The organism is Pedobacter miscanthi (assembly GCF_032678605.1).
Taxonomy (GTDB): Bacteria; Bacteroidota; Bacteroidia; order Sphingobacteriales; family Sphingobacteriaceae; genus Pedobacter; species Pedobacter miscanthi_A.
Genome location: NZ_JAVTSU010000018.1, coordinates 25,363 through 48,381 on the forward strand (window position 1 = coordinate 25,363; position 23,019 = coordinate 48,381).

Below are 23,019 nucleotides of genomic sequence, written 5' to 3' on the forward strand. Positions count from 1 at the left end.
ATACTCCGTGTTTTCTGCGCATCCGTGGCTATCTTTTTAACCGCAAAGTACACAGAGAGAGGTTTATAGAGAGTTGGGGCGTTAAATAATGGCGGCCGTCATCCGATAGCTGTCGGGGTCCCAGTCGGGAATTTTAAAGCAACCTACAAGTCCAAGTCAGGCATTACGATTATTTATGAGTTTCCCTTTTTTCAAAGGCATTCATGAGCACTTCGTGGTTCCCAATCAAGTTGGGAATGACAATTTTCGTACGGTAACAGTCCGCGAGTAATTAACTCCGGACTTAAGACTTTGGACTTTGAACTCCGAACTCCCAACTCAAAACTCCAAACTCTACTCCCCGTTCATAATCTCCCTCGGGCTCTTTCCAAACTGTTTCTTAAATTCCCGGCTAAAGTATTTCGGATCGTTAAAACCAACCTGATAGGCCACTTCGTAAATGGTAAATCTGTTCAGTTTAAACAATTCCATTGCTTTTTTAAGGCGGATTGATTTTACGAAATCATTAACCGAAAGATTGGTGAGCTGCCTGATTTTTTTATACAGCACCGGTTTGCTCATGCCAATCATCGAGGCCAGTTCCGATACCCCAAAATCTTCATCAGCAATATGTTCGTCGATGTATTTCAACAGTTTAAGCATAAAAGCTTCGTCGATCGCATTGATGGTAAGTTCTTTAGGTTGCAGGTGGATATGTTTCAAAAATTTCTGTCGCATAACCTGTCGCGACATTAGTAAATTGCGCACATTCAGTAAAAGCAATTCCAGACTAAAAGGTTTAGTGATATAGGCATCGGCACCAGTTTCCAATCCGCTTACCTGATGGATATGAGAAGAACGGGCCGTAAGAATAATTATCGGGATATGGCTGGTGCGTTCATCCTGTTTAAGCCGGCGGCAAAGTTCAATGCCATCCATTACGGGCATCATAATATCGCAAATAATCAGATCAGGCAGTATTTCTACAGCCGTTTCCCAGCCCAATAAACCGTTTTCACTTTCAGCAATCTGGTAATGGCTGCCTATCAATGAAGTAATCAACGACCTGATTTCGCTATTGTCTTCCACTACCAAAATGGTTTCGGCGGCGGGATTTGTTTCCTTTTCCGGTTTTAAAACCGTAATGCTTTCTTCAGCTTGCTGTGTATAAAGATCGGGGTGGGCGGGGTAATTTTTAATACCATCAAAAAGCGCAGTTTTGAAATGCGATTTCCCTTTTTTTAACCTCACAGTAAATTTCGTAAAACCATTCAAACCATTTTCTGCCAAACTACTTTCGACCGAAATATGCCCCTGATGTTCCTCTACAATAGCTTTAGAGAGCGCAAGACCGATACCTGACCCAATGTGGCTCTGCTGTTCATCCACCTGAAAATAATCGCTGAACAAACCTTTTAGGCTTTCGGCAGGAATGCCTACTCCGTTATCCGAAATGCTGATGGCGACTTCTTCTTCCGATTGGAGGACAGAAACAGAAATCTGCCCACCTTTATCGCAAAATTTAAAAGCATTGGATAAGAGGTTGAACAATACCTTTTCGAGCTGCCTTTTATCGAAAAACAGATTAATGTTTTCCTGGCCATGTGCAAATTCATATTGAATGCCATTCGCCTGTGCCAAATGAGAAAAGGAAATAAAAATCTCGTTGATAAATTCGATGATATTATCTTCCGTAACATGCAGCGTAAGGTGTCCGGTTTCGGCTTTTCTAAAATCCATCAATTCCGTAATCAAACGCATCAGCCTGTTGGCGTTGTTTTTTATGGGGATGATCTGTCGGTTCAGCTCAGGATTGGTTTGGTGCTGACTGGAAAGGTTTTCTAATGGACCAAGGATCAAGGTAAGCGGCGTCCTGATTTCGTGGGCCACATAAGTAAAGAAATTCAGTTTCATTTTCTGAATATCTTCAGTTCGTTTTAATAAAGCACGTACAAAAAGGTAACGAACAATTAAAAACAGCAATCCAGAAAAGAAGGCCAGGTAAATCAGGTACGCCCACCAGGTTGCCCAAAAGGGTGGGCGTACGGTAATCTTTAATAACGCCGCTTTACCACTGGGGTTTCCATCGTTATTATTACCAGTAACCATAAAAGTATAATTACCCGAAGGCAGGTCGGCGTAATTTACACTCGGTATATTGGTTTTAGTCCACACTTTACTATGGCCTTTAAGCATATAACTATAGCTGTTTTTCTCTGGTTTAATATAGTTTAGTAGCGCAAAATCGATACTGAAATTGTTTTCGTTGTGTTTAAAGGTAATTTGCTGTGTGTATTGAATAGCTTCCTTTAATATGGCGTCTGTACCGTGTACTTCTACGGGCTGATTGAACAGTTTAAGTCCGGTAAAAGTGATGGGGGCAACATTTTTGTTAATGTCGATCTGTTTAGGATAAAAAGCAGTTAATCCATCGTAGCCACCAAAAAATAATTCACCATGGCTATCTTTTAAAAAGGATCTGATGTTAAAATCGTTTCCTGCAAGCCCATCGCTTTTGGTGTAGTTAATAAATTTCCCGGTTGCGGTAACCCGTTTGGATAAACCCTTATCGGTGCTGATCCATAAATTCTTTTCCTCATCTTCTATTATTCCGAATACATTGCTGTTTGGCAGACCATCTTTTTCGTTATAATTCTTGAAATTTCTGCTTTTATTGTCGAAGATGCTCAAGCCACCCAAAGCTGTTCCGATACAGATATTTTCATTTTGCAACTGCATGATACAATTAATATAGTCTGACTTTAAACCTTTGGCTTTATTCTGATAATAAGCTGTAATTCTTTTTGATGCAGGGTTGTAAGCATATAATCCTGCCCTTGTGCCGATCCAGATGTTTTTAGCTTTATCTTCAAAAATCACCTGAATGTATTTGTTACGTAAGCTTTTCTCTAAAATGCTTTTAACAGTTGTGGAGGCATACACGCCATTGCTTTTGCTCAGGGTAGATAAACCATCTATTGAACCTACCCAAACCGTTCCGTTGCTATCTTCCATTATCGCAATAACTTCGGCACCACCCGGCGTATTTTTGAAATTTTTTACATTGGTTATTTTTCTGAAATTCTGCGCAGATGGATTAAAAACATACAGTCCACCACGGTGTGTGCCTACCAGTAACTGTCCGCTTTTATCCAGACATAATGTTTTAATCAGGTTGGAGTTCAGTCCATTGCTGTTGTTTGGTTCCGATTTGTAATAAGTAAAAGTATGATTGCTGCGGTTTACATAATTTAAGCCACCACCTTCGGTACCAATCCAGAGATTATGCGATTGATCTTCGGCCATGGCACTTACAATATTACTGCTTAAACCCTGCTGTTTTTTAAAATTCCGGTACACGGTAAATGGGGTAGCAGAAGAATAAAGTACATTAACGCCTTTATAAAAGGTGCCCACATACATAGAACCACTTAAATCCTGAAAAATGCTGTGAATGGAGTTTTGGCTCAATCCGTTGTTTTGCTCCGGATCGTAACGGTAATTTCTGAATTTAAGCATGTTAGGATCGAAGATGCTTAATCCTTCCTGCGTACCGATCCAGATGTTGCCTGCTTTATCGCAGGTAAGTTTCCTGATATCATTGTTGATGATCGAGTTGGGATTTGTAGCACTGGTTTGATACCTTATAAAATTTTTATGTGCGTAATCGAATAGGTTTAAACCATCGTAGGTGCCTAACCAAAGTCTTTTTTGTTTATCGATCACGATGCTTTTTACAGCATTGGAGCTGATACTGCTTACATCATTGGCTTTGTGCCTGAAGATTTCGAAATGGTATTTGCCCTTTATCTGATAAATGCGCACCAAACCGTTAAAGGTGCCTACCCAAAGGTTCTGTTTATCGTCTTTAAATATTGAGAAAACATTATTAAGCCTCGATTTATAGTTGGGTTTATCGAAAAGAATTTTTTTAAAGATCTGCTTTTCGGCATCAATTACCAGGTTTAATCCATTATAGGTGCCGATCCAGACATTTTTTTGCGGATCTTCGTACACACATTCTACCGAATCGCAACTGAAGGAGTTAACGGAGCTTTGTTTGTTGATCCGGGTAAAGCGATCCCTTTTTTCATCATAGAGGTTCAATCCATTTTCGGTACCCACCCATAAGCGTCCTTTGCTATCGCTTAACAGGCTGGTAATTACATTATCCGAAATGCTGTGATGATTATCGGAGCTGTTGGTGTAAATTTTAAAACGGTAGCCATCGTAACGGTTCAGTCCATGCTGGGTGCCCATCCAGATAAATTGATTTTTATCCTGCGCAATGGCCATCACCGAATTCTGCGACAGACCATTTTCCATGGTAAGGTGATTAAATACGATCGGTTTTTGTGCTTTCAGGGATGTGCCTGTCAAAAGCAGCATACAGCACCATATCGCGTTTAAACGCAGTTTCATCATTGGGGTTAGATTTGTTTAGGGATTGTTGTATTTCACTTTAAATATAAGGTGAAATGATCAAAAATATGGAAGAATTGCCTTTTTTCTACCCTTTCATTTACAATTTTCGACCTTTTTGAGGGGATAATACCTCAGTTTTGATTTAACCAAATGGAGCTAACTATTCCACAATAACCGGTAGCACAAGAAACCAATTAGTTAATAAACTGACCAAACCCGAGGATATGAAGAAAAACCAACCACATAAACCCATTACAGTCTATTCGCGACTTTAAACTGACTAAATCAAATCAACTAACCAACAAAATAACCAAACAATGAAATTTAACCCTAACCAAAGGAGTATTATGCCGGTTTGCATATACCCGCTGTTCCGTTTACGATTTGCAGGAACCGAATCGAAACTGCTGATACCTACGCTTAACGCATAGATACAATCCATTACACTAATAACTTAAATGTGAGCAACTGCTTACATCATAATGAGGCATGCAGAATAATGCTGGCTAATAGGTGCCGGATGAATGAAACCTACGCTCAGTATAGAGGGTATTGCTTTCTGCATCACTAAAATTATAAACAAAATAAATTATTTTAAATGAACGGAACTTATACTTCGATTATAAAACGGATAATGCTGTTTGGAGTGCTGCTATTATTGGCAAACAGTGCTGATGTTTTGGCATTTCCAAACCTTACCAATGATTTAAATAGCAATAAATTTCAGGTACCGCCATCTGCTGAAAAAAATAGTAAACAAATTCCCAACGATTCATTATCGAAATTGAGAGATTCTTTGAGAACCAAACTCAGGAATTCTGTAACAGTAACCCTGCCCGGTAATGAGGTTCCGGTTTTATTTGGAACGCAGAAAAATGCAAAAAGAATTCAGTCTTCAGCCACTGTAAGCGGAGAAGAGCTGAAGAGTTTCCCTACCCCACAAGTTGGCTTAATGCTGTACGGAAAACTGCCCGGTTTGTATGTGGTTCAAAATAATTTCCAGTTGGGTTCTGATGAACCTGCCATATCATTAAGAGGAAGAACGCCATTGGTTGTAATTGATGGTGTACCACGCTCGTACCTCAGTATCGATCCGGAACAAATAGAAAGCATTTCAGTAATAAAAGATGCACTGGGAACGGCACTATATGGCATGAAAGCCGCCGATGGTATGTTACTCATCACCACCAAACGCGGTGCAAATATGCCTAAGCAAATTACCTTTACCAGTCAGTATGGTATTCAACAGCAAATTGAACGGCCTAAATTTTTAGATGCCTTTAATTATGCTACCTTATTTAACGAGGCCCTGGCAAACGACGGACGGCAGCCCATTTACAAGGCAGCCGATTTGGATAAGTATAAAAATGGCACGAACCCGTTTACGCATCCCAACGTAAACTGGACTGATGAAATTTTAAAGGCTACGGCGCCTGTAAGCAGGCAAAACCTCAACTTAAGGGGTGGAAGCAATAAGGCCAGGTATTTTGTAGACCTCGACTACCTGAGCCAGGGTGGCTTTTTAGTTACCGATCCTTCCATCAATACTTATGAAACGAACAATAGTTTTAAGCGCTTTTCTTTCAGAAGTAACATCGATGTTGATTTAACAAAAAGTACAACCCTTAGTTTAAACTTGTTTGGCAGGATAAGAAACAGCAACCAGCCCGGCTCTACAGTGGCGAGTATTTACAGTGCATTGTTAACTACCCCCAATAATGCCTATCCGAAATTTAACGAAAATGGCTCGCTGGGTGGCAACACAGAGTTTCAGAATAACCTGTATGGCATGTCTATCAAATCGGGATACAGGCCATCGGTAAATAGAAATTTAGGAGCAGATGTATCGTTAATGCAAAAACTCGATACCTTTTTGCCGGGTTTATATGCCAGTGGTGCTATATCTTTTAACTCCTACTACAACGAAAACATCAACAGAAGTAAATCCTTTGCCGTATATTCTCCTGTAGTAGACCCTGTTACCAACCAAACCAGTTATAAAACAATAGGCGGCGATGGTACGCAATCGAATAGTTCTTCTCCAACAGATTTAAACCAGCAAATATTTTCGCGTTTCGATGTGGGTTATGATAAAACCATAGATAAAAATACTTTTAAAGCCCAGTTATTATATATCAGAGACAGTTACGTTTTGGGTGGCGCTTTATCGCAGGTTAATCAATCGCTGGGAGGGAGGTTTAATTACGATTACGATAACAAATATTTATTGGAACTGGCCACTTCGTACATGGGTTATGACCACTATAAAACCGGAAACCAGTGGGGTTTCTTTCCATCCGTTGGTTTAGGCTGGAACATTGCCAACGAAAGTTTTTTTGCCAATTTAAAAAATACGGTTAATTCGTTTAAACTGAGGGCTTCTTATGGTTTAACCGCTACAAATGCCGCTGCAGGTTATTTCCAGTACCTGCAAAACTTCGATAATGGCGATACCTTTTACAGCAGAAATCCGCTAACCACTTCAAATACAAAAGATGAAGGACTGCTGGCAAACCCAAACATTACCTGGGAGAAAGCAAGGAAATTTAATATTGGCTTCGATGCTTCGATATTAAAGGATAAAATATGGTTTACCGCCGATTATTATAAGAACAGTTATTATGATCTGTTGCAAACCAGAAGAACAAATGCAAGTGCTGTAATTGGGGCTGTTCTACCACCTGAGAACATTGGAAAAAACCAATACTCGGGTGTTGAGCTCGCGCTTGGATATCAAAATCAGATCAACAGCTTCAGGTATTTTATTTCTGCAAACGGCTCGTGGAGCGCAAGCAAAGTGATTTTTAACGACGAACCTTTTAGGAAAAATGCTTACGAATATAGAACCGGCCAGCCTGTAGGGCAAACTTTTGGTTACGTGGCTGATGGTTTTTATAACAACACTGCCGAAATTAACAACGGACCAAAGGTTGATGGCTATCTCCCGGTTCCCGGCGATTTAAAATATAAAGATTTAAATTACGACGGGATCATCAATACTTATGATATGACCGCCATTGGCAGCACCAGGCCTGTTTTCTTTTACGGTGTAACCGGAGGGATCAATTATAAAGGATTAGACTTTTCATTCACCTTAAATGGTACGGCAAACAGAAATGTGTATTTCAACTTTATCAATTTTGCATCAACCGGTGCAGCCGGCGGATATGGGCAAGCCTTAGAAAGCAGTTTGTTAAGGTGGACACCCGCTACCGCTTCGCAGGCAGAATACCCACGTTTAAGTGTTGGCAATAACCCAAATAATAGTCAGGTTTCTTCTTTCTGGGTTAAAAACGGCAACTATTTAAGGTTAAGAAATGTAGAAATAGGCTATAGTTTACCCGCTAGCCTGATCAAATTAGTTGGTTTTACCAATATCAGGGTATTTGCCAATGGTCTTAACCTGTTAACTGCTACAAGCTTAAATGGAATAGATCCGGAAGTATTGAGTGGAAATGTACCCAATCAGCGGATATTCAATTTTGGCCTTAACCTTCAGTTTTAAATTTTGATTATGAATAATTATAAAAAATACTTCGCTATAATCTGCCTGTTATTTGCATTTGGCTGTTCGAAAAAATTTGAGGCAGAACCTTTAGACCGCATCACAGGCGACTTAATTTTCGATCCGCTGGATAAGAATGCCGATTATGCCAAACAATTTTTAAACGGAACCTACTTATTGTTGCCAGATTGGTATAACAGGATAGATGGCAGCTTTTTAGATGCCGGAACGGACGATGCAGTACCGTCAAGAATAGGAACCCAGGCAGAATTTTACCGTACCGGAAGAATATCATCTACAAACCTTCCTGATGATGTTTGGAGCAGGAATTACCTGGGCATCAGAAGAGCCAATCTTTTTTTGAGCAAAGTAGATGTAGTACCCACAACAGCAGTTTTAAAAACCCAGTTTAAAGCTGAAGCAAGGTTTTTGAGGGCTTACTTTTACTTCGAACTGGTTAAACGCTGGGGAGGTGTGCCATTAATTGGCGATCAGGTATTTGCCCTCAATGATGATATCAATATTCCCAGAAACACGCTCGACGAATGTTATGCTTATATCGTAACGGAGTTGGATGCCATTAAAAGTTCATTGTTACCTTATGCCATTAGCGATGGAGATTGGGGAAGGGCGAATATCGGAGCCGCAATGGCCCTAAAATCGAGGGTGTTGTTATATGCCGCCAGCCCCTTAAGCAACCCGACCAATAATATCCAGAAATGGACGCTTGCCGCACAGGCTGCAGCTGATGTTAAAGCACTGGGCTATACCCTGGTAACCGATTGGGTTGCCAATTTTAATGCCACCAAAAATACCGAGTTTATTTTTATTAAACAGAATGCTTTAAATACAAATATCGAAATCAATAACGGTCCGATTGGATATTTACAGGGTGTTGGTTTAACCAGCCCCTCGCAGAACCTGGTCGATGCATTTTTAATGCTGGATGGAAAAGCAATTTCCGACGCTGGATCGACTTATGATGCGAATAACCCATACTTAAACAGAGACCCAAGGCTAACCGCTACCATTATGCACAATGGCAAAAACTGGTTGGGAAGACCTGTTGAAACCTTTGAAGGCGGCCAGGATAAACCAGGGGGGAACAGAACACAGACCAGAACAGGATATTATCTTCGAAAATTTATGGGCAAATTTGAAACCTCTACTACTTACAGTAATCAGGCCCATCATGTTATCTTATTAAGGTATGCCGAAATTTTATTAAACCACGCCGAAGCACTAAACGAATCGGGTGGGGCAGTCGCCGATATCGTTAACAATTTGGTTTTAATCAGGAAAAGGGCAGGAATTCTTCCTGGCTCCAATAATCTTTACGGCTTATCACTTACGCTTAACAAAGATGAATTGCGCAAAATAATTCAGAATGAACGCCGTATAGAACTGGCTTTTGAAGAACACAGAACCTGGGATTTAAGGAGATGGAAACTGGCCGAAACTGAGTTAAACAAACCGGTTAGGGGTGTGCAGGTTGTTAAAAACGGAGCAGCCTTCTCTTATACCTATTTCAATGCCGCAAATGCTGTTTTCGATGCCAAAATGTATTGGTACCCAATACCACAGGCCGAAATATTAGCCAATAATAAAATGGTTCAAAATCCGGGATGGTCTAACTAGTAACGGGCATAAATATAAAACAATGAATCATACCGGTTTTCAGATCACAAGCGTGAAATGAAAATCAGGATGGTTTCATGCCGATAAAAAAGAAACTATATACAGATGAAAAAAATACTGAATATAATATTGCTTGTGCTGATTACTAATTTAGTTTACGCCCAAACCAAAGTTGTACGGGGTGTTGTGGCAGATGATAAAGGCACAACCCTGATTGCGACAACAGTTACCGAACAAGAAAACCCAAAAAATATTGTGATCACCAATACCAGCGGCGCTTTTAGTATAAAAGTTGGCGCAAACAGTACCAAACTGATCATAAGCTCTGTAGGTTATACCACAAAAGTGATAACCATTACCAGCCAGCCTTTAAATATTGTTTTAAAAGAAGATAATTCAAATTTAAATGAAGTGGTTGTTGTGGGTTTTACCCCGCAAAAGAAGATCACCAATGCCGGGGCAACCAGTACCGTATCGGGTAAAGAATTAAGACAGAGCCCTGCCGCAAGTTTTCAAAATGCACTGGCAGGAAGGCTACCCGGCTTGTTCCAGCAACAAACCAGCGGTCAGCCGGGTGCCGATGCCGCTAATATTTACATTCGTGGGGTGAGTACCTATACAGGTGCATCTAACAGGCCATTGGTAATTGTAGATGACGTAGAGTACCCTTACGAACAGTTAAGTCAGTTAAATTCTAATGAAATCGAAACGGTTTCCATTTTAAAAGATGCGTCTTCTACAGCAATATATGGTATAAAAGGCGCAAATGGTGTAATTGCGATTACCACCCGAAGAGGCACAATTTCTGCTCCTAAAATTACCTTCAGAAGCGATTTTGGCTTTCAAATGCCAACTGTAAAAAGAAAACCACTTGATTCTTATAATGCCTTAATCTTATTAAAGGAGATGGAGGTAAATGAAGGCAGAGATCCAAATTTAACCTTTCCCGGGCTGGTTACCGAGGAAGCATTAAACCATTTTAAATCTGGAGACGATCCGTACCGGTATCCGAGTGTACAATGGTATGATGAGGTAATGCGTAAAAGTGCATTGCAACAAAGCAATAATATCGACATTATTGGTGGTACCCAAAATTTAAAGTATTTCGTGGCACTTGGCAACGTTAATCAGGACGGTATTTTAAAAAACATACAAAAAGATGAAAATTTTAACAGCAATTATTATTTAAAAAGATACAACATCAGATCAAATGTTGATTTGAATGTAACCAAAACATTAACATTAAAGCTGGATCTTTCGGCGAGGTTTAACGAAATCAACCAGCCAAACCTACCCGATGTATTGGCCGGTGGCGCCATTTCTATTTGGCGAAGGTTAAGCAGCGGACTTTTAAATCCATGGAATTACCCGGTAAAAAACGAAGACGGAAGTTACGGCGGCAGAAAATCAGCAACATTAAATCCCGTTGGTATTTTGCAATATGCAGGTTACAACAGAAATTACAGTAATAACCTTAACTTAAACCTAAAGGCTAACCAAAATTTAGATTTTTTAACTAAGGGGCTTGCTGCAAGGGTAATTTTAGCCTATACCAATAACGTAGAGTTTAACCGGTCGTTAACCAGGGGGCGTTTCCCTACTTATGCCTACCTGCCCGGATCGGATATTTTGGACCCTGTTTTTCCGGAGTTAAGCAGGTTGGAGCCACTTACGGCAACAACTACATTTGATGCCAATACATCGAATTACCCTCTTCGTAAAATCAATGTACAGGGTATTTTAGATTACAACCGCCAGCTTGGAAACCACAATTTGTACGGTCTTATTGTGTACAACCAGTTAGCAGATATTTCTGGTGCCAATATTCCTGCAAATTTCAGAGGCTATTCTGCAAGGGTAGGATACAATTACAAATCGAGGTACATATTCGAACTTAACGGGGCTTATAATGGTACCGACAGGTTTAAAGCCAGTAAACGAAATGGTTTATTTCCGGCGGTAAGTGCGGGATGGAACATTAGTGAAGAACCTTTCTTTAAAAAAGCGCTTCCTTTCATCAACTATATGAAATTAAGGGGCTCATTGGGTACTGTTGGCTCTGATGATTTTCCGAATACTTACCGTTATATCTACGAAGAAATTTATAATGCACCTGCAACGGCGGCCAACTCTTACTGGTTTGGTGATAATAACAGCTTACAGTATGGTATTACTCCCGGCGCCCTCGCAAATGAAGATGTAAGATGGGAACAGGAGCGTAAGTTGGATATTGGTACAGACATTAAATTGCTGAATAGTAAACTGGGCATAACCTTTGATTATTTTGACCATAAAAGGTATGATATTTTAACAGTTAGAGAAACTGTTCCTAATTTCTCGGGCATTACGTTGCCTCCTGTAAATTTGGGTATTGTAAACAATAAAGGTTTTGAACTCGACCTGTCATATCAGAATAAACTGTCAGAAAACTTATCCTATTTCGTTAAAGGAAACATTTCCATCTATAAAAATAAAATAATTTACCGCGATGAGCCTTATAATCAGGGTAATCCCTTGCTGATGCGCACAGGTCGTCCTATTGGTCAGATTTATGGCTATACCAGCATAGGTTTCTACAATGATGCGGCAGATATCGCCAATAGTCCAACATCTGTTGGCCGGGCAGTTAAACCTGGCGATTTGAAGTATGCCGATATCAACAATGATGGAAAAATCGATCAGGGCGATATTGGGCCAATCGGTAATCCCAATATTCCACAGATAAACTACGGCTTTTCATTAGGTACAAGTTACAAAGGCTTTGATGTTTCGGTGCTTTTTCAGGGCGCTGCAAAAGGAAGTTTAAGTGCCTCTACCATGTTCCAGATCGGAACTGTTAATGGTACACCTTCTGAAATACACTTAAAAAGGTGGACGCCAGAAACCAAGGAAACTGCAGAATTACCACGCTTAGGTGGTGCCAACTTTGATCAGTCTACCTTTTGGTTACGTCCAACAGATTATATCCGGCTAAAAAATGTAGAACTCGGCTATAACTTCAATAACAAAATGGTCAGTAAAATCGGATTATCAAATGCCCGTATTTATGCAAATGCAGCAAACCTGATTACCTGGTTTAACCTCAAAATTTACGATGTGGATCCCGAATCTCTAAATTCTACAGGAACGGTAGAGGCCTACTCGTCCTATCCTCAACAAAAAATTGTAAACCTTGGCTTACAGGTAACATTTTAATATATAAAAAGATGAAAAATATAAATTATTTAAAAACTTTAACCTTAGTTGGCTTATTAGCGATAGGTGCTGCTGCCTGCAAAAAAACTGATAGCAGTAGTTTTTTGGATAAAACAGATGTGGGGCAACTCAATGAAGCAACCGTATTTGCAGATAGTTTATTAACATTTCGGTTTTTAACGGGTATTTACACCGGTTTGGCCGGAACCTACTATCTTGACAATGGCTTAACGGGCGGTGGTTTGTGGTCGTACAGTGATGCGTCAGACGATTCGGACATTGTATGGAGCGGCGCTACCGCACAAATAGCACCTGCCTTTAATTCGGCAACGTTTCAAAATCAGGCCGATTTTAGCCGGTTTAAAAACCACTGGAACAATTGTTACACTAATATCCGGCGGGTAAATGTTTTTTTGGCAAACGTAGACAGGTCTCCGATTTCGGCGGGCAGAAGAACAACTTTAAAATTGGAAGCCAGGTTTTTAAGGGCCTATTATTACTGGCATTTGCTGCGTAATTATAGCGGTGTACCCGTTATTGGTGATAAAGTATATGCCATAACCGACGATTTTGGTTTAGCCAGATCCACGTTTGGCGAAACGGTAAATTATATTGTCAGCGAGTTGGATGCCTGTGCAGCCTTACCTGTAACCACAAAAATTGAAGATTTCGGACGACCCACAAAAGGTGCTGCATTGGGCCTAAAATCAAAAGTTTTACTGCTCGCTGCCAGTCCTCTCTTTAACGGGCAAAACCCTGGTACAGGTGCCAATAAAAACCTGGCAGGTTACGATAATTTAGATAACAACAGGTGGAAACTGGCCGCTGATGCAGCAAAGGCGGTAATGGATATGGGCATATACAGTTTGGTTAAGGATAATACAACTGCCCCTGGTTATGGATATTATCAGATGATGATTACCAGAAATACCTCCGAACATATTTTTCAGGTCATGAAATCCACAAACAGGTGGTATGAAGGTTTTCTGCTTCCGGTTTCACGCGGCGGACAGGCTTACTCTTATCCAACCCAGGAACTGGTAGACACCTACCCGATGAAAAATGGAAAGAATATTAAAGAAGCGGGCTCTGGTTACGTGGAGGCGGATATGTACAAAGACCGGGACCCCCGTTTTTACTATTCTATACTATATGATGGCAGTTTATGGTTAAACAATACTACAAATACCAAAACGGTAGTTAATTTATACGCCAATGCCCCAGGCGATGGTTTAGGTACCTCTGGTTCTACTAAAACGGGGTATTTATACCGCAAATTTTGTCACGAAGGTTCAGGGGGCAATTTCGGCATATCCAATAATATTGGTTTGGTGGCCATCAGATATGCCGAAATATTACTGAATTACGCAGAAGCACTTAACGAATTTAGCGGGCCCGGCACAGAAGTATATCAGGCTGTAGAACAAATTAGGGAAAGAGCTGGTTTAGTGCCATTTCAACTGCCATTGCAGCTAAGCAAAGAGCAAATGAGAGATGTAATCCGCAATGAGAGAAGGGTAGAGTTAACCTACGAGGAAGCGATTAGATTTTTCGATATCAAAAGATGGAAACTGGCAGAAACTTTAATAAATGGTCCGGCCAATGGAATGCGTTGGACACGTAGCGGATCAACCGTTACCGGAGCTCGTTTTTCTTTTGAAACCAGGAGATTTACCAATCCTCAAATGTACTATTTTCCTATTCCACAATCAGAAATTAACAAGAGTGCAGTGCTGATTCAAAACCCGGGGTGGTAATTAAGTTTGGAGTGATAAGTTTGGAGTAGATTCCTTCTCCGTTATATCACCCTGGATGGAGTTGAAGGGTTTACCAGTTAAGAGTTTAGATTAATTAGCTGTTTAACCAATCACAGATAATAAACTGCCAATGAACCAATTATGAATGAATCAATGATAAATGCAACAACAAAAATCAGAACGCTTGAACCCATTATATTTTATTCGGGAAAGGATGATGAATTACAGATTTTTTTAAATGAAACAGAGTTTGGCGAGCTGATTATCGTATCACTTGCTGATGATCAGTTAAAAGTGAAAGAAGTATTACTCGAAGAAACGGATGAAAAACTCGAATGGAAACAAGACCATAAAGGACTGCGAATTTCGGTACCGGAGGGGTTACAGATAAGCGGCGCGAGTATGGGGCGTGTGTTAAAGGTTCTGTTTTAGCCTCGGGTATTACGTCTTCGACTGGAACGCAGTGTAATGGAGAGATTTATCTAAATAGATTTCTTGGCTCCGTTGTATTCCGCTCGAAATGGCGAATATGTATAACCAATTAACCATAAAGTAATTAAATAGACCGTTAAGAAAATTAAGATTTAAACCATCGCTATAGGCAATTTGGCTATTAACCATGAGCCATCAAACTATTAACCAATGAACCAATATTAATGACCATTAAGAAGTTAAGAAAATTAAGATTTAAACCATCGCTATAGGCAATTTGGCTATTAACCATGAGCCATAAAACTATTAACCAATATTAATGACCATTAAGAAGTTAAGAAAATTAAGATTTAAACCATCGCTATAGGCAATTTGGCTATTAACCATGAGCCATAAAACTATTAACCCAATATTAATGACCATTAAGAAGTTAAGAAAATTAAGATTTAAACCATCGCTATAGGCAATTTGGCTATTAACCATGAGCCATCTAACTATTAACCAATAACCCAATATTAATGACCATTAAGAAGTTAAGAAAATTAAGATTTAAACCATCGCTATAGGCTATTTGGCTATTAACTATGAGCCTAAAACTATTAACCAATAACCCAATATTAATGACCATTAAGAAGTTAAGAAAATTAAGATTTAAACCATCGCTATAGGCAATTTGGCTATTAACCATGAGCCTAAAACTATTAACCAATAACCCAATATTAATGACCATTAAGAAGTTAAGGAAATTAAGATTTAAACCATCGCTATAGGCAATTTGGCTATTAACCATGAGCCTAAAACTATTAACCAATAATCAAATATTAATGACCATTAAGAAGTTAAGAAAATTAAGATTTAAACCATCGCTATAGGCAATTTGGCTATTAACCATGAGCCTAAAACTATTAACCAATAACCCAATATTAATGACCATTAAGAAGTTAAGAAAATTAAGGTTTAAACCATTGCTATAGGCAATTTGGCTATTAACCATGAGCCATCTAACTATTAACCAATGAACCAATGACCAGTGAACAAATAAACTAATCAACCATAAACCTTTAAACAATGAAAAACAAAAAACAACTTTGCTTTGCCTTGCTTTTAACCATTTCGAGTGGCATTTTAATGAGCAGCTGTAAAAAAGCGCAGGTTTCAGAATCAGAAACTACGCTCGCGAAAACAAAAGCTTTGGCACTGGGTACCGGAACCACACCGCCCAGTTTTGTAACCAATACCAAAAACCTGAACATTGTAATGTTTGTGCCAACCGATAATCCGGCGCTTGCTGACTACAAAACAAGGTTAACTATGCTTTTTGCTCATTTTCAGGGCTGGTTTCATACCGAAATGTTAAGGTATGGCTACGATAAGTATATGGGTTTGCCGAAAGTAGACTCAACTGGTTTGGTACATTTTATCGAAATACCTGCACAATTTGCACAAGCGGCTTATCCTTACGACGCCAGTATTTCTGCAACTAAAATTCTGAATGAAGTTGCAGCCTACAAAGCCACACACGCTTCAGAATTTTCGAATTCAAGCCATACCCTTATTTTATTGCCACAACGTACTGATGGCAGCTTCGATCAGCCTTTTTATGGTTATGGTAAAAACTGTTTCGCAACTGACAACACCAATATGGCCGTTGATAAAATCCCGAATGCAAGTTCAAACTTATTGGGCGGGATGTTGCACGAACTTGGTCATGGTTTAAATTTACCGCACGATCATGCCAAATATGTTTCAGAACAACCTACTTTGGGCACTTCATTAATGGGCTCCGGTAACGTTACTTTTAGTAAAGGTCAGCCTACCTTTCTAACTGAGGTTGATGCAGCTATCCTTAACCGTAACGAGGTTTTTCAAAACCCTTTGCCAACCGAAATTCCGTATGAGGCTGCTACCACTTCTATTAATGCGCTGTTTGCATACAATTCTACCACACAGGCTTTCAACGTTACCGGATCTTTTACGAGCAATAAAGAAGTGAGTGATATCCTGATTTATATGGATCCTGATTTGGGTAGCAGCGATGCCGATTATAATGCTGTGGCCTGGAGATCGACACCTGCAACCGGAAATACCATTGCTGCAACTATTCCTTTCAGCGAACTTTATTATAAAAATAACGAACCTTACAACATCAGGGTGAAATTGTTATTGAAAAATGGTGGTAATGTAAGCAAAACCTATTCTTTCTCCTTTTTAAACGGTGTGCCGCAGGTGGGCGTAAACGGTTCTGCTAAATTTTACCAGAACGCCAGTTATGGTGGTTATGGCATATCCCTGCCTGTTGGCCAATATACAACAGCCGATCTCATCAGTCGTGGCATTAGCAATAACGATGTCTCATCTGTTAATGTAGGTTTAGGGGTTAAAGTGATTATGTATGATGGAGATAACTTTACCGGAAGCAGTATTGAGTTAACCTCGTCGAGTACCTATGTTTCTACTTTTAACGATAAGGCTTCATCTATAAAAGTGATTGCCCTTTAATTATGATATGCTTAAACAGACTTATATTTAATGTTTCAACCTTAAAAACGATAGACACTTTTGATAAGTCTGTTGTTTGCACTGTTTGCCCGGCTATTGTTTGGCAAACAGTTTATTGCAATAAAATAATATTAATTTGAATATGAAAAATACATCAAGGTATGTATGGCTAACAGTGGCTACAATGGTTGTTGCAAATCATGCAGATGCACAGTGGACAGGACCGAAAAAACAAGCTGCCGAAAAAGTGGAGGTGAAATACGGCTCCTTAACGCCGCCTCACCGTACCGATGCCGATATGCAGGCTTTCCGCAGTTATGGTTTGGGCCAGTTTATCCATTGGGGCATTTACTCCATTGCCGGTAACGAGTGGAATGGCGTAAGTGCAAGGGGAGGCGCGGCAGCTTCTGAATGGATCCGGTCATGGAGCGGCCCAACTGCACCGAAAGACTGGACAAACACTTACGATAACCTGTATAAACAGTTTAATCCAAAAAACTTCGATGCTAAACGCTGGGCAAAACAGGCAAAGGATATGGGCGCGAAGTATGTTGTTTTTACTACCAAACACCATGATGGTTTTGCACTGTGGCCAACAAAATATGCTGATTACAATATTTCGGCATCGCCTTATAAAAAGGATATTGTAAAGCAGATCGTTGACGCTTATACTGCCGAAGGCATTGATGTATACCTCTATTTTTCTGTTTTAGAATGGAATAATCCAAATTACATGGGCAAAGCCCCAAAAACGGCCGAAGAAAAGGCAAAGTTTGATAAATTCCTTCAGTATACCCGCAGCCAGCTTTTAGAATTATCGGATAACTACCCTAAAATTAAAGGATTTTGGTTTGATGGCACCTGGGATGCCTCCTGGAAAAGTGCTTACGAATTTACCTACAACCTGGAGAAAGAACTCCGCGAAAAACACCCCGGACTAATTATCGGTTCGCGTTTCCGGAATGATGAACATGGATCGCGCCACTTTGATTCTAATGGGAATATCCTGGGCGATTACGAGCAGGGTTGGGAACGTAAGCTGCCTGCCGAATTCGAATGGTTAAACGGTAACGATTGGGATGCCGTAATGACCATTCCGCCAAATGGCTGGGGGTATATGAAAGATTGGTCTGGAATTTATACCAAAACCACCGATGACTTATTGGATATGTTAATGCATTCGGTGTCGATGAATGGCAATTTCGTGTTGAATTTCGGTCCCGATGGTAACGGAAATATGCACCCCGAAGAAGATAAATTGGCAAAAGAGGTTGGCGAATGGGTGAAACAGAATGCCGAAGCTGTTTATGGTGTCCGTCATGCCGCATTAACGCCTTCAAAACTGGGTTATTTTACCCAAAAGGGAGATAATTTGTATTTAACAGTATTCAACAGACCTGTAAATGGCATTGTGCGCATCGCAGTACCTAAGAATGCCACAGAGGTTCCGGGCAAAGCCGCGCTTTTAATAGGTGATAAGAATTTAGCATTAAAGCAATCGGATATCGGACTGGATCTCGATAAAAACACTTATTACGATGTTACATTACCAAAGGATTTTAAAGCCAACAGGGCCTTTGTAATCAAAATGAAACTGGTAGCGCCTAAGGCAAAATCAGCAAAGATGATGGATGCGAAGATGTAGTAAAAATTGTCCGTCATTGCGAGGCACGAAGCAATCCTACAACTAATGGTAGGAAAAAAATAGCGGAAGCACTAAGATTGCTTCGTGCTTTTCAAACGCGATTCCTTATATAAACAAATAATACAACTTGAGGAATACAAACCTCAATTATACAGTAGAATGAAGATAGATACCTCCAGATTTAGAAAATCACTTTTAATTGCCCTGTTCGCCTTTACAACCGGCTTTGCTTCGGCTCAACAGCAGGCGAGAATTACCTTGCCCTTTAACGCTGATTGGTCGTTTAAAAAAACAAAAGATAGTGCCTCCACGAAATGGGAGAAAGTTGCCCTGCCGCATACCTGGAATGCAGTTGATATGCAAACCACCAAAAATTTTTACGAGGGTGAGGGCATTTATAAAAAAGATTTTGTTTTTGGTAACGAGTATAAAGATAAACGCTTATTCCTGAAATTTGAAGGTGTAGGGCAAACGGCTGAGGTTTATGTCAATAATAAACTGGTTGGCAAACATAAAGGATCGTACAGTGCTTTTTGTCTGGATATTAGTTATGCTGTAAACTTAGGTAAAAGCAATACCATAATGGTTAAGGCCAATAATACAGCGAAAAGGGATATTATCCCTGTAAATCATTTTCTTTTCGGTATTTATGGTGGGATCTACCGCCCGGTTGAACTGATTGTAACCAACAAAATCAATATTACCACTACCGATTACGCTTCGCCGGGGATTTATATCTCCCAGAAAAATGTGTCGGAGAAATCAGCTGATATAGCCGTAGAAGTGAAAGTTGAAAACAAATTGGCAGCTGCTACCCAGGTATTAATCCAAACCACCATTTACGATAAAGCTGGTAAAGATGTAGCCCATCAAACTGAAAATTATAACGTAAACACCCAGGGCAGGCAAAATTATGTTCAGCATTTGACGGTTCAAAATCCAACACTTTGGGATGGTTTCAATAATCCGTACCTCTACAAAGTGGTTACGCAGATTATTAAAGATAACCAGGTGATCGACGAAGTTACACAACCCCTGGGGATTCGTAAATTTGAACTGCTAGCCGGAAAAGGCATGATGCTGAACGGAAAACGGTATAATATGTATGGCGTTTCGAGGCATCAGGACAGGTGGCAATATGGCAATGCCCTAAGCAATGCGCAACATAAAGAAGACCTGAATATCATTAAAGAAATGGGCGCAACCACCATCCGTTTGGCACATTATCAGCAAGCCGAATATCTCTATTCGCAATGCGACAGTATGGGTTTTGTTATTTCGGCTGAAATTCCATTTGTAAATACTTATACAGGCGAAGAAGGCGAAAATGCCAAACAACAACTAACGGAACTGATTAAACAGAATTACAACCACCCTTCGATTTATTTATGGGGCTTGCATAACGAAGTATATGGCAAAACACCTGCCGATTTCCCTGCAGCTCTTAGTCGCGATTTAAATGATCTGGCTAAACAGATTGATCCTGACCGTTATACCATTACCGTAAGTGGTTATGGTGAAATGGACCGGCCAACCAATCTAAATGCCGATGTACAGGGCATGAACCGTTATTACGGTTGGTATGAAGGAAAAATTGGTGGTTTAGAAAAATGGGCAACAGATCTCGAGGCTAAATACCCGAATAATAAAGTCATTTTATCTGAATATGGCGCGGATGGTAATATTTTACACCAGCAAGAGCAGGCCGATTTAAAAGATACTTACAATTATACCCTGCCTGATTACCCGGAAACCTACGAAACCAAAACCCACGAAATTCAGTGGCCCATTTTAGCCAAACACCCATATATACTGGCATCTTATGTATGGAATATGTTCGATTTTGCCACCCCGATGTGGAATCGTGGCAGTATGCCCGCCCGCAATATGAAAGGCCTGGTTTCTTTCGATCGTAAAATCAAAAAAGATGCCTTTTATTGGTACAAAGCCAATTGGAGCAAAGAACCTGTATTGTATTTAACTGAAAGAAGGGTGAAAATACGCAAACATCAGGTTACCGAAGTTACTGTTTACTCAAATATAGGTGCTCCAAAATTGTTGTTAAACGGAAAGAAAATTACCTCCGATCCTAAACTTGTGGATGGTAAGGTATTGTATAAATTCGAAAATATTAGCCTGAAAAAAGGTACAAATACCATTGAAACCACTGTGGTAAAAGATGGTAAAACCATCAAAGATATCATCAGCTGGGATTTCAATTAAAAGATTTAAATGTAAGCATGGTGTTCTGGTTTTATTAGGATGTCCAGAATTTAACATGTACCACTTAACAATCAGATTGGTTACCTGGGTTTTTGCGGTAATTACATTTATTTGGTTAGTTAATGATTGCGTAACGATGGATGTTGTTGCGCAATCTTAATTTTAAGATATTCTAATTTAACCGCAAAGTTCGCAATGTTTTAACATCAAGAGCGCAAAGCTGGGGTATAGATAATTCAGTGGTTGGTACCCCAAGCACCATTACGTTAAGTTGTTTTCAACCAAATATTAACTCAAAAACCCTTCAAGTCCGCTATCATAGAAAGAACTCAATAGAAACGTCGTCATCCCGATCAGATAGCTATCGGATGTGGCGCAGCGAAATGGAGAGATCTATTTACCAAGTTATTGAAATCAAATTTAAAAGATTTCTTCCCGAATCTTCGGGATAGAAATGAAGATACTTTGGAGCATTCAGCTGGCACGCTTGAGTTATCGTGGAGGTTTTGGAGTTCCACTACTCTGGACCTGCACCTATCGGTGGTGCCTCTTCATGCAATTTTGCTATAATCTCTTTCATTTTAGGCAAGCCGAAATAGTTGTGCTGCTCAATTATTTTAATTACCTCTGGATGCGAAACCGAAAGGTTATATAGTGAAGAACCTGGAAGATTCCATACATCTGACGATTCTGGAGATTTATATTTTTCTATAGCAGGGTTTTCGATATTGGCAATGTTGGCTACAATTTCGGCTTTTTCTACAGCAGTGAATTTTTTGGAGGGGTCTTCATCAAAGATTTTATAGCTAGGATCTTTTGCATCTCCATCATATAGTGTTTGCATGAAATATCCCAGAGCATAAATGAAATGGTTATCCGTAGCATTAGTATTCTCTTCAATATATTTTAATAAGCCTTTTCTAATCTGTAATTTATTAAAACTATCTTTTACAAAAAGCAAAGTTGCAATATATTGTCCTCGAACTGGATTTAATTGAGTATAATCTTTGTATATAGAATCTAAAACCAATTTGTTTATTTTTGGCTCTTTGTCATAGCCATATGTTTCCAATAACGTACTTAAAAAATCTTTATCATTATTTAAAAGCCAGGCCAAACTCGCTCTGTCATTATTGAATAGATATTTGTTTCTGTGGATATGATAGGGTTCAATAGTGATTTTATAGCTACTATCCTCATTTATTTTAATTATATATCTTAAGGATTGGAATTCAAAAAACAAATGTTCTTTCCTTAACAAATAATAATTTTGAGTATCAGCCCCACTACCAAATTCGTTCCTTATTAAAAAATTATAATCCTCTTTTTGTAGTCCGAAAAGAGTAATATAGTTATCTGTTACATGTATCTTATAATGAGGATTTTTTAAATTATCTATCCCAAATATCTCTTTAATTCTTTGATTAAATACCGCATCATTAATAGGTCTAAACCCATTATTTTTCAATCCTTCAAAGATTACTATTGAAGCCAGTTCTAAATCTCTTGAATTTCTTTTGTAAGGCTTTTCAATGATTTCGTCTTCATCATCACCATCTACTCTTTTTTGATATTCTAAGTGTTGTTTTACTTCCGCTATTAATTGTGTTGGAATCATTATTTCTTGTTTGTTTTTTGAACTGTTCTGTTTAATTTTATTTTTACAGCTGCTTATAATGAACAGGGTAAAAAGGAAAACTAATATTGCTTTTGTTGTCATT

10 protein-coding genes are annotated in these 23,019 nt (G+C 39.4%); 8 read left to right on the forward strand and 2 right to left on the reverse strand.

All coding sequences use genetic code 11. The annotated features are described in order from the left end of the window. Positions 1–333: 333 nt before the first annotated feature. Positions 334–4,404, reverse strand: coding sequence for a two-component regulator propeller domain-containing protein (locus R2R28_RS22825; protein WP_316827966.1), 4,071 nt, complete (start codon positions 4,402–4,404; stop codon positions 334–336). A gap of 598 nt (positions 4,405–5,002) precedes the next feature. Between R2R28_RS22825 and R2R28_RS22830 the strand changes: the two genes are divergently transcribed. From R2R28_RS22830 to R2R28_RS22865, 8 genes are all read left to right on the forward strand, one after another. Beyond that, on the forward strand, positions 5,003–7,909 hold the full coding sequence (locus R2R28_RS22830; protein ID WP_316827967.1) for a SusC/RagA family TonB-linked outer membrane protein: 2,907 nt from the start codon (positions 5,003–5,005) through the stop codon (positions 7,907–7,909). A gap of 9 nt (positions 7,910–7,918) precedes the next feature. Further along, entirely contained in the window at positions 7,919–9,547 is a 1,629-nt protein-coding gene (locus tag R2R28_RS22835; RefSeq protein WP_316827968.1) for a RagB/SusD family nutrient uptake outer membrane protein, read from the forward strand. 105 nt (positions 9,548–9,652) lie between these two features. After that, a complete protein-coding gene (locus R2R28_RS22840; RefSeq protein WP_316827969.1) occupies positions 9,653–12,742 on the forward strand; it encodes a TonB-dependent receptor in 3,090 nt (1,029 codons plus the stop codon). 11 nt (positions 12,743–12,753) lie between these two features. Next, positions 12,754–14,499: a RagB/SusD family nutrient uptake outer membrane protein gene (locus tag R2R28_RS22845; RefSeq protein ID WP_316827970.1), complete on the forward strand. Its 1,746-nt coding sequence runs from the start codon at positions 12,754–12,756 to the stop codon at positions 14,497–14,499. A 141-nt stretch (positions 14,500–14,640) separates the two neighbouring features. Next, on the forward strand, positions 14,641–14,931 hold the full coding sequence (locus R2R28_RS22850) for a hypothetical protein (protein ID WP_316827971.1): 291 nt from the start codon (positions 14,641–14,643) through the stop codon (positions 14,929–14,931). Between the two features lie 1,068 nt (positions 14,932–15,999). Further along, positions 16,000–17,430 (forward strand): hypothetical protein, encoded by a 1,431-nt coding sequence (locus R2R28_RS22855; RefSeq protein WP_316827972.1) that lies wholly within the window; start codon positions 16,000–16,002, stop codon positions 17,428–17,430. Between the two features lie 142 nt (positions 17,431–17,572). Continuing rightward, complete coding sequence (locus tag R2R28_RS22860) at positions 17,573–19,075, forward strand: alpha-L-fucosidase (protein WP_316827973.1); 1,503 nt, start codon at positions 17,573–17,575, stop codon at positions 19,073–19,075. Between the two features lie 159 nt (positions 19,076–19,234). Continuing rightward, entirely contained in the window at positions 19,235–21,298 is a 2,064-nt protein-coding gene (locus R2R28_RS22865) for a glycoside hydrolase family 2 protein (RefSeq protein WP_316827974.1), read from the forward strand. Positions 21,299–21,815: 517 nt separating this feature from the next. On the opposite strand, the gene R2R28_RS22870 is transcribed toward R2R28_RS22865, so the two are convergent. Next, the gene (locus tag R2R28_RS22870; protein WP_316827975.1) at positions 21,816–23,018 is read right to left on the reverse strand and encodes a hypothetical protein; all 1,203 of its coding nucleotides are present in this window, start codon (positions 23,016–23,018) and stop codon (positions 21,816–21,818) included. Position 23,019 lies beyond the last annotated feature (1 nt).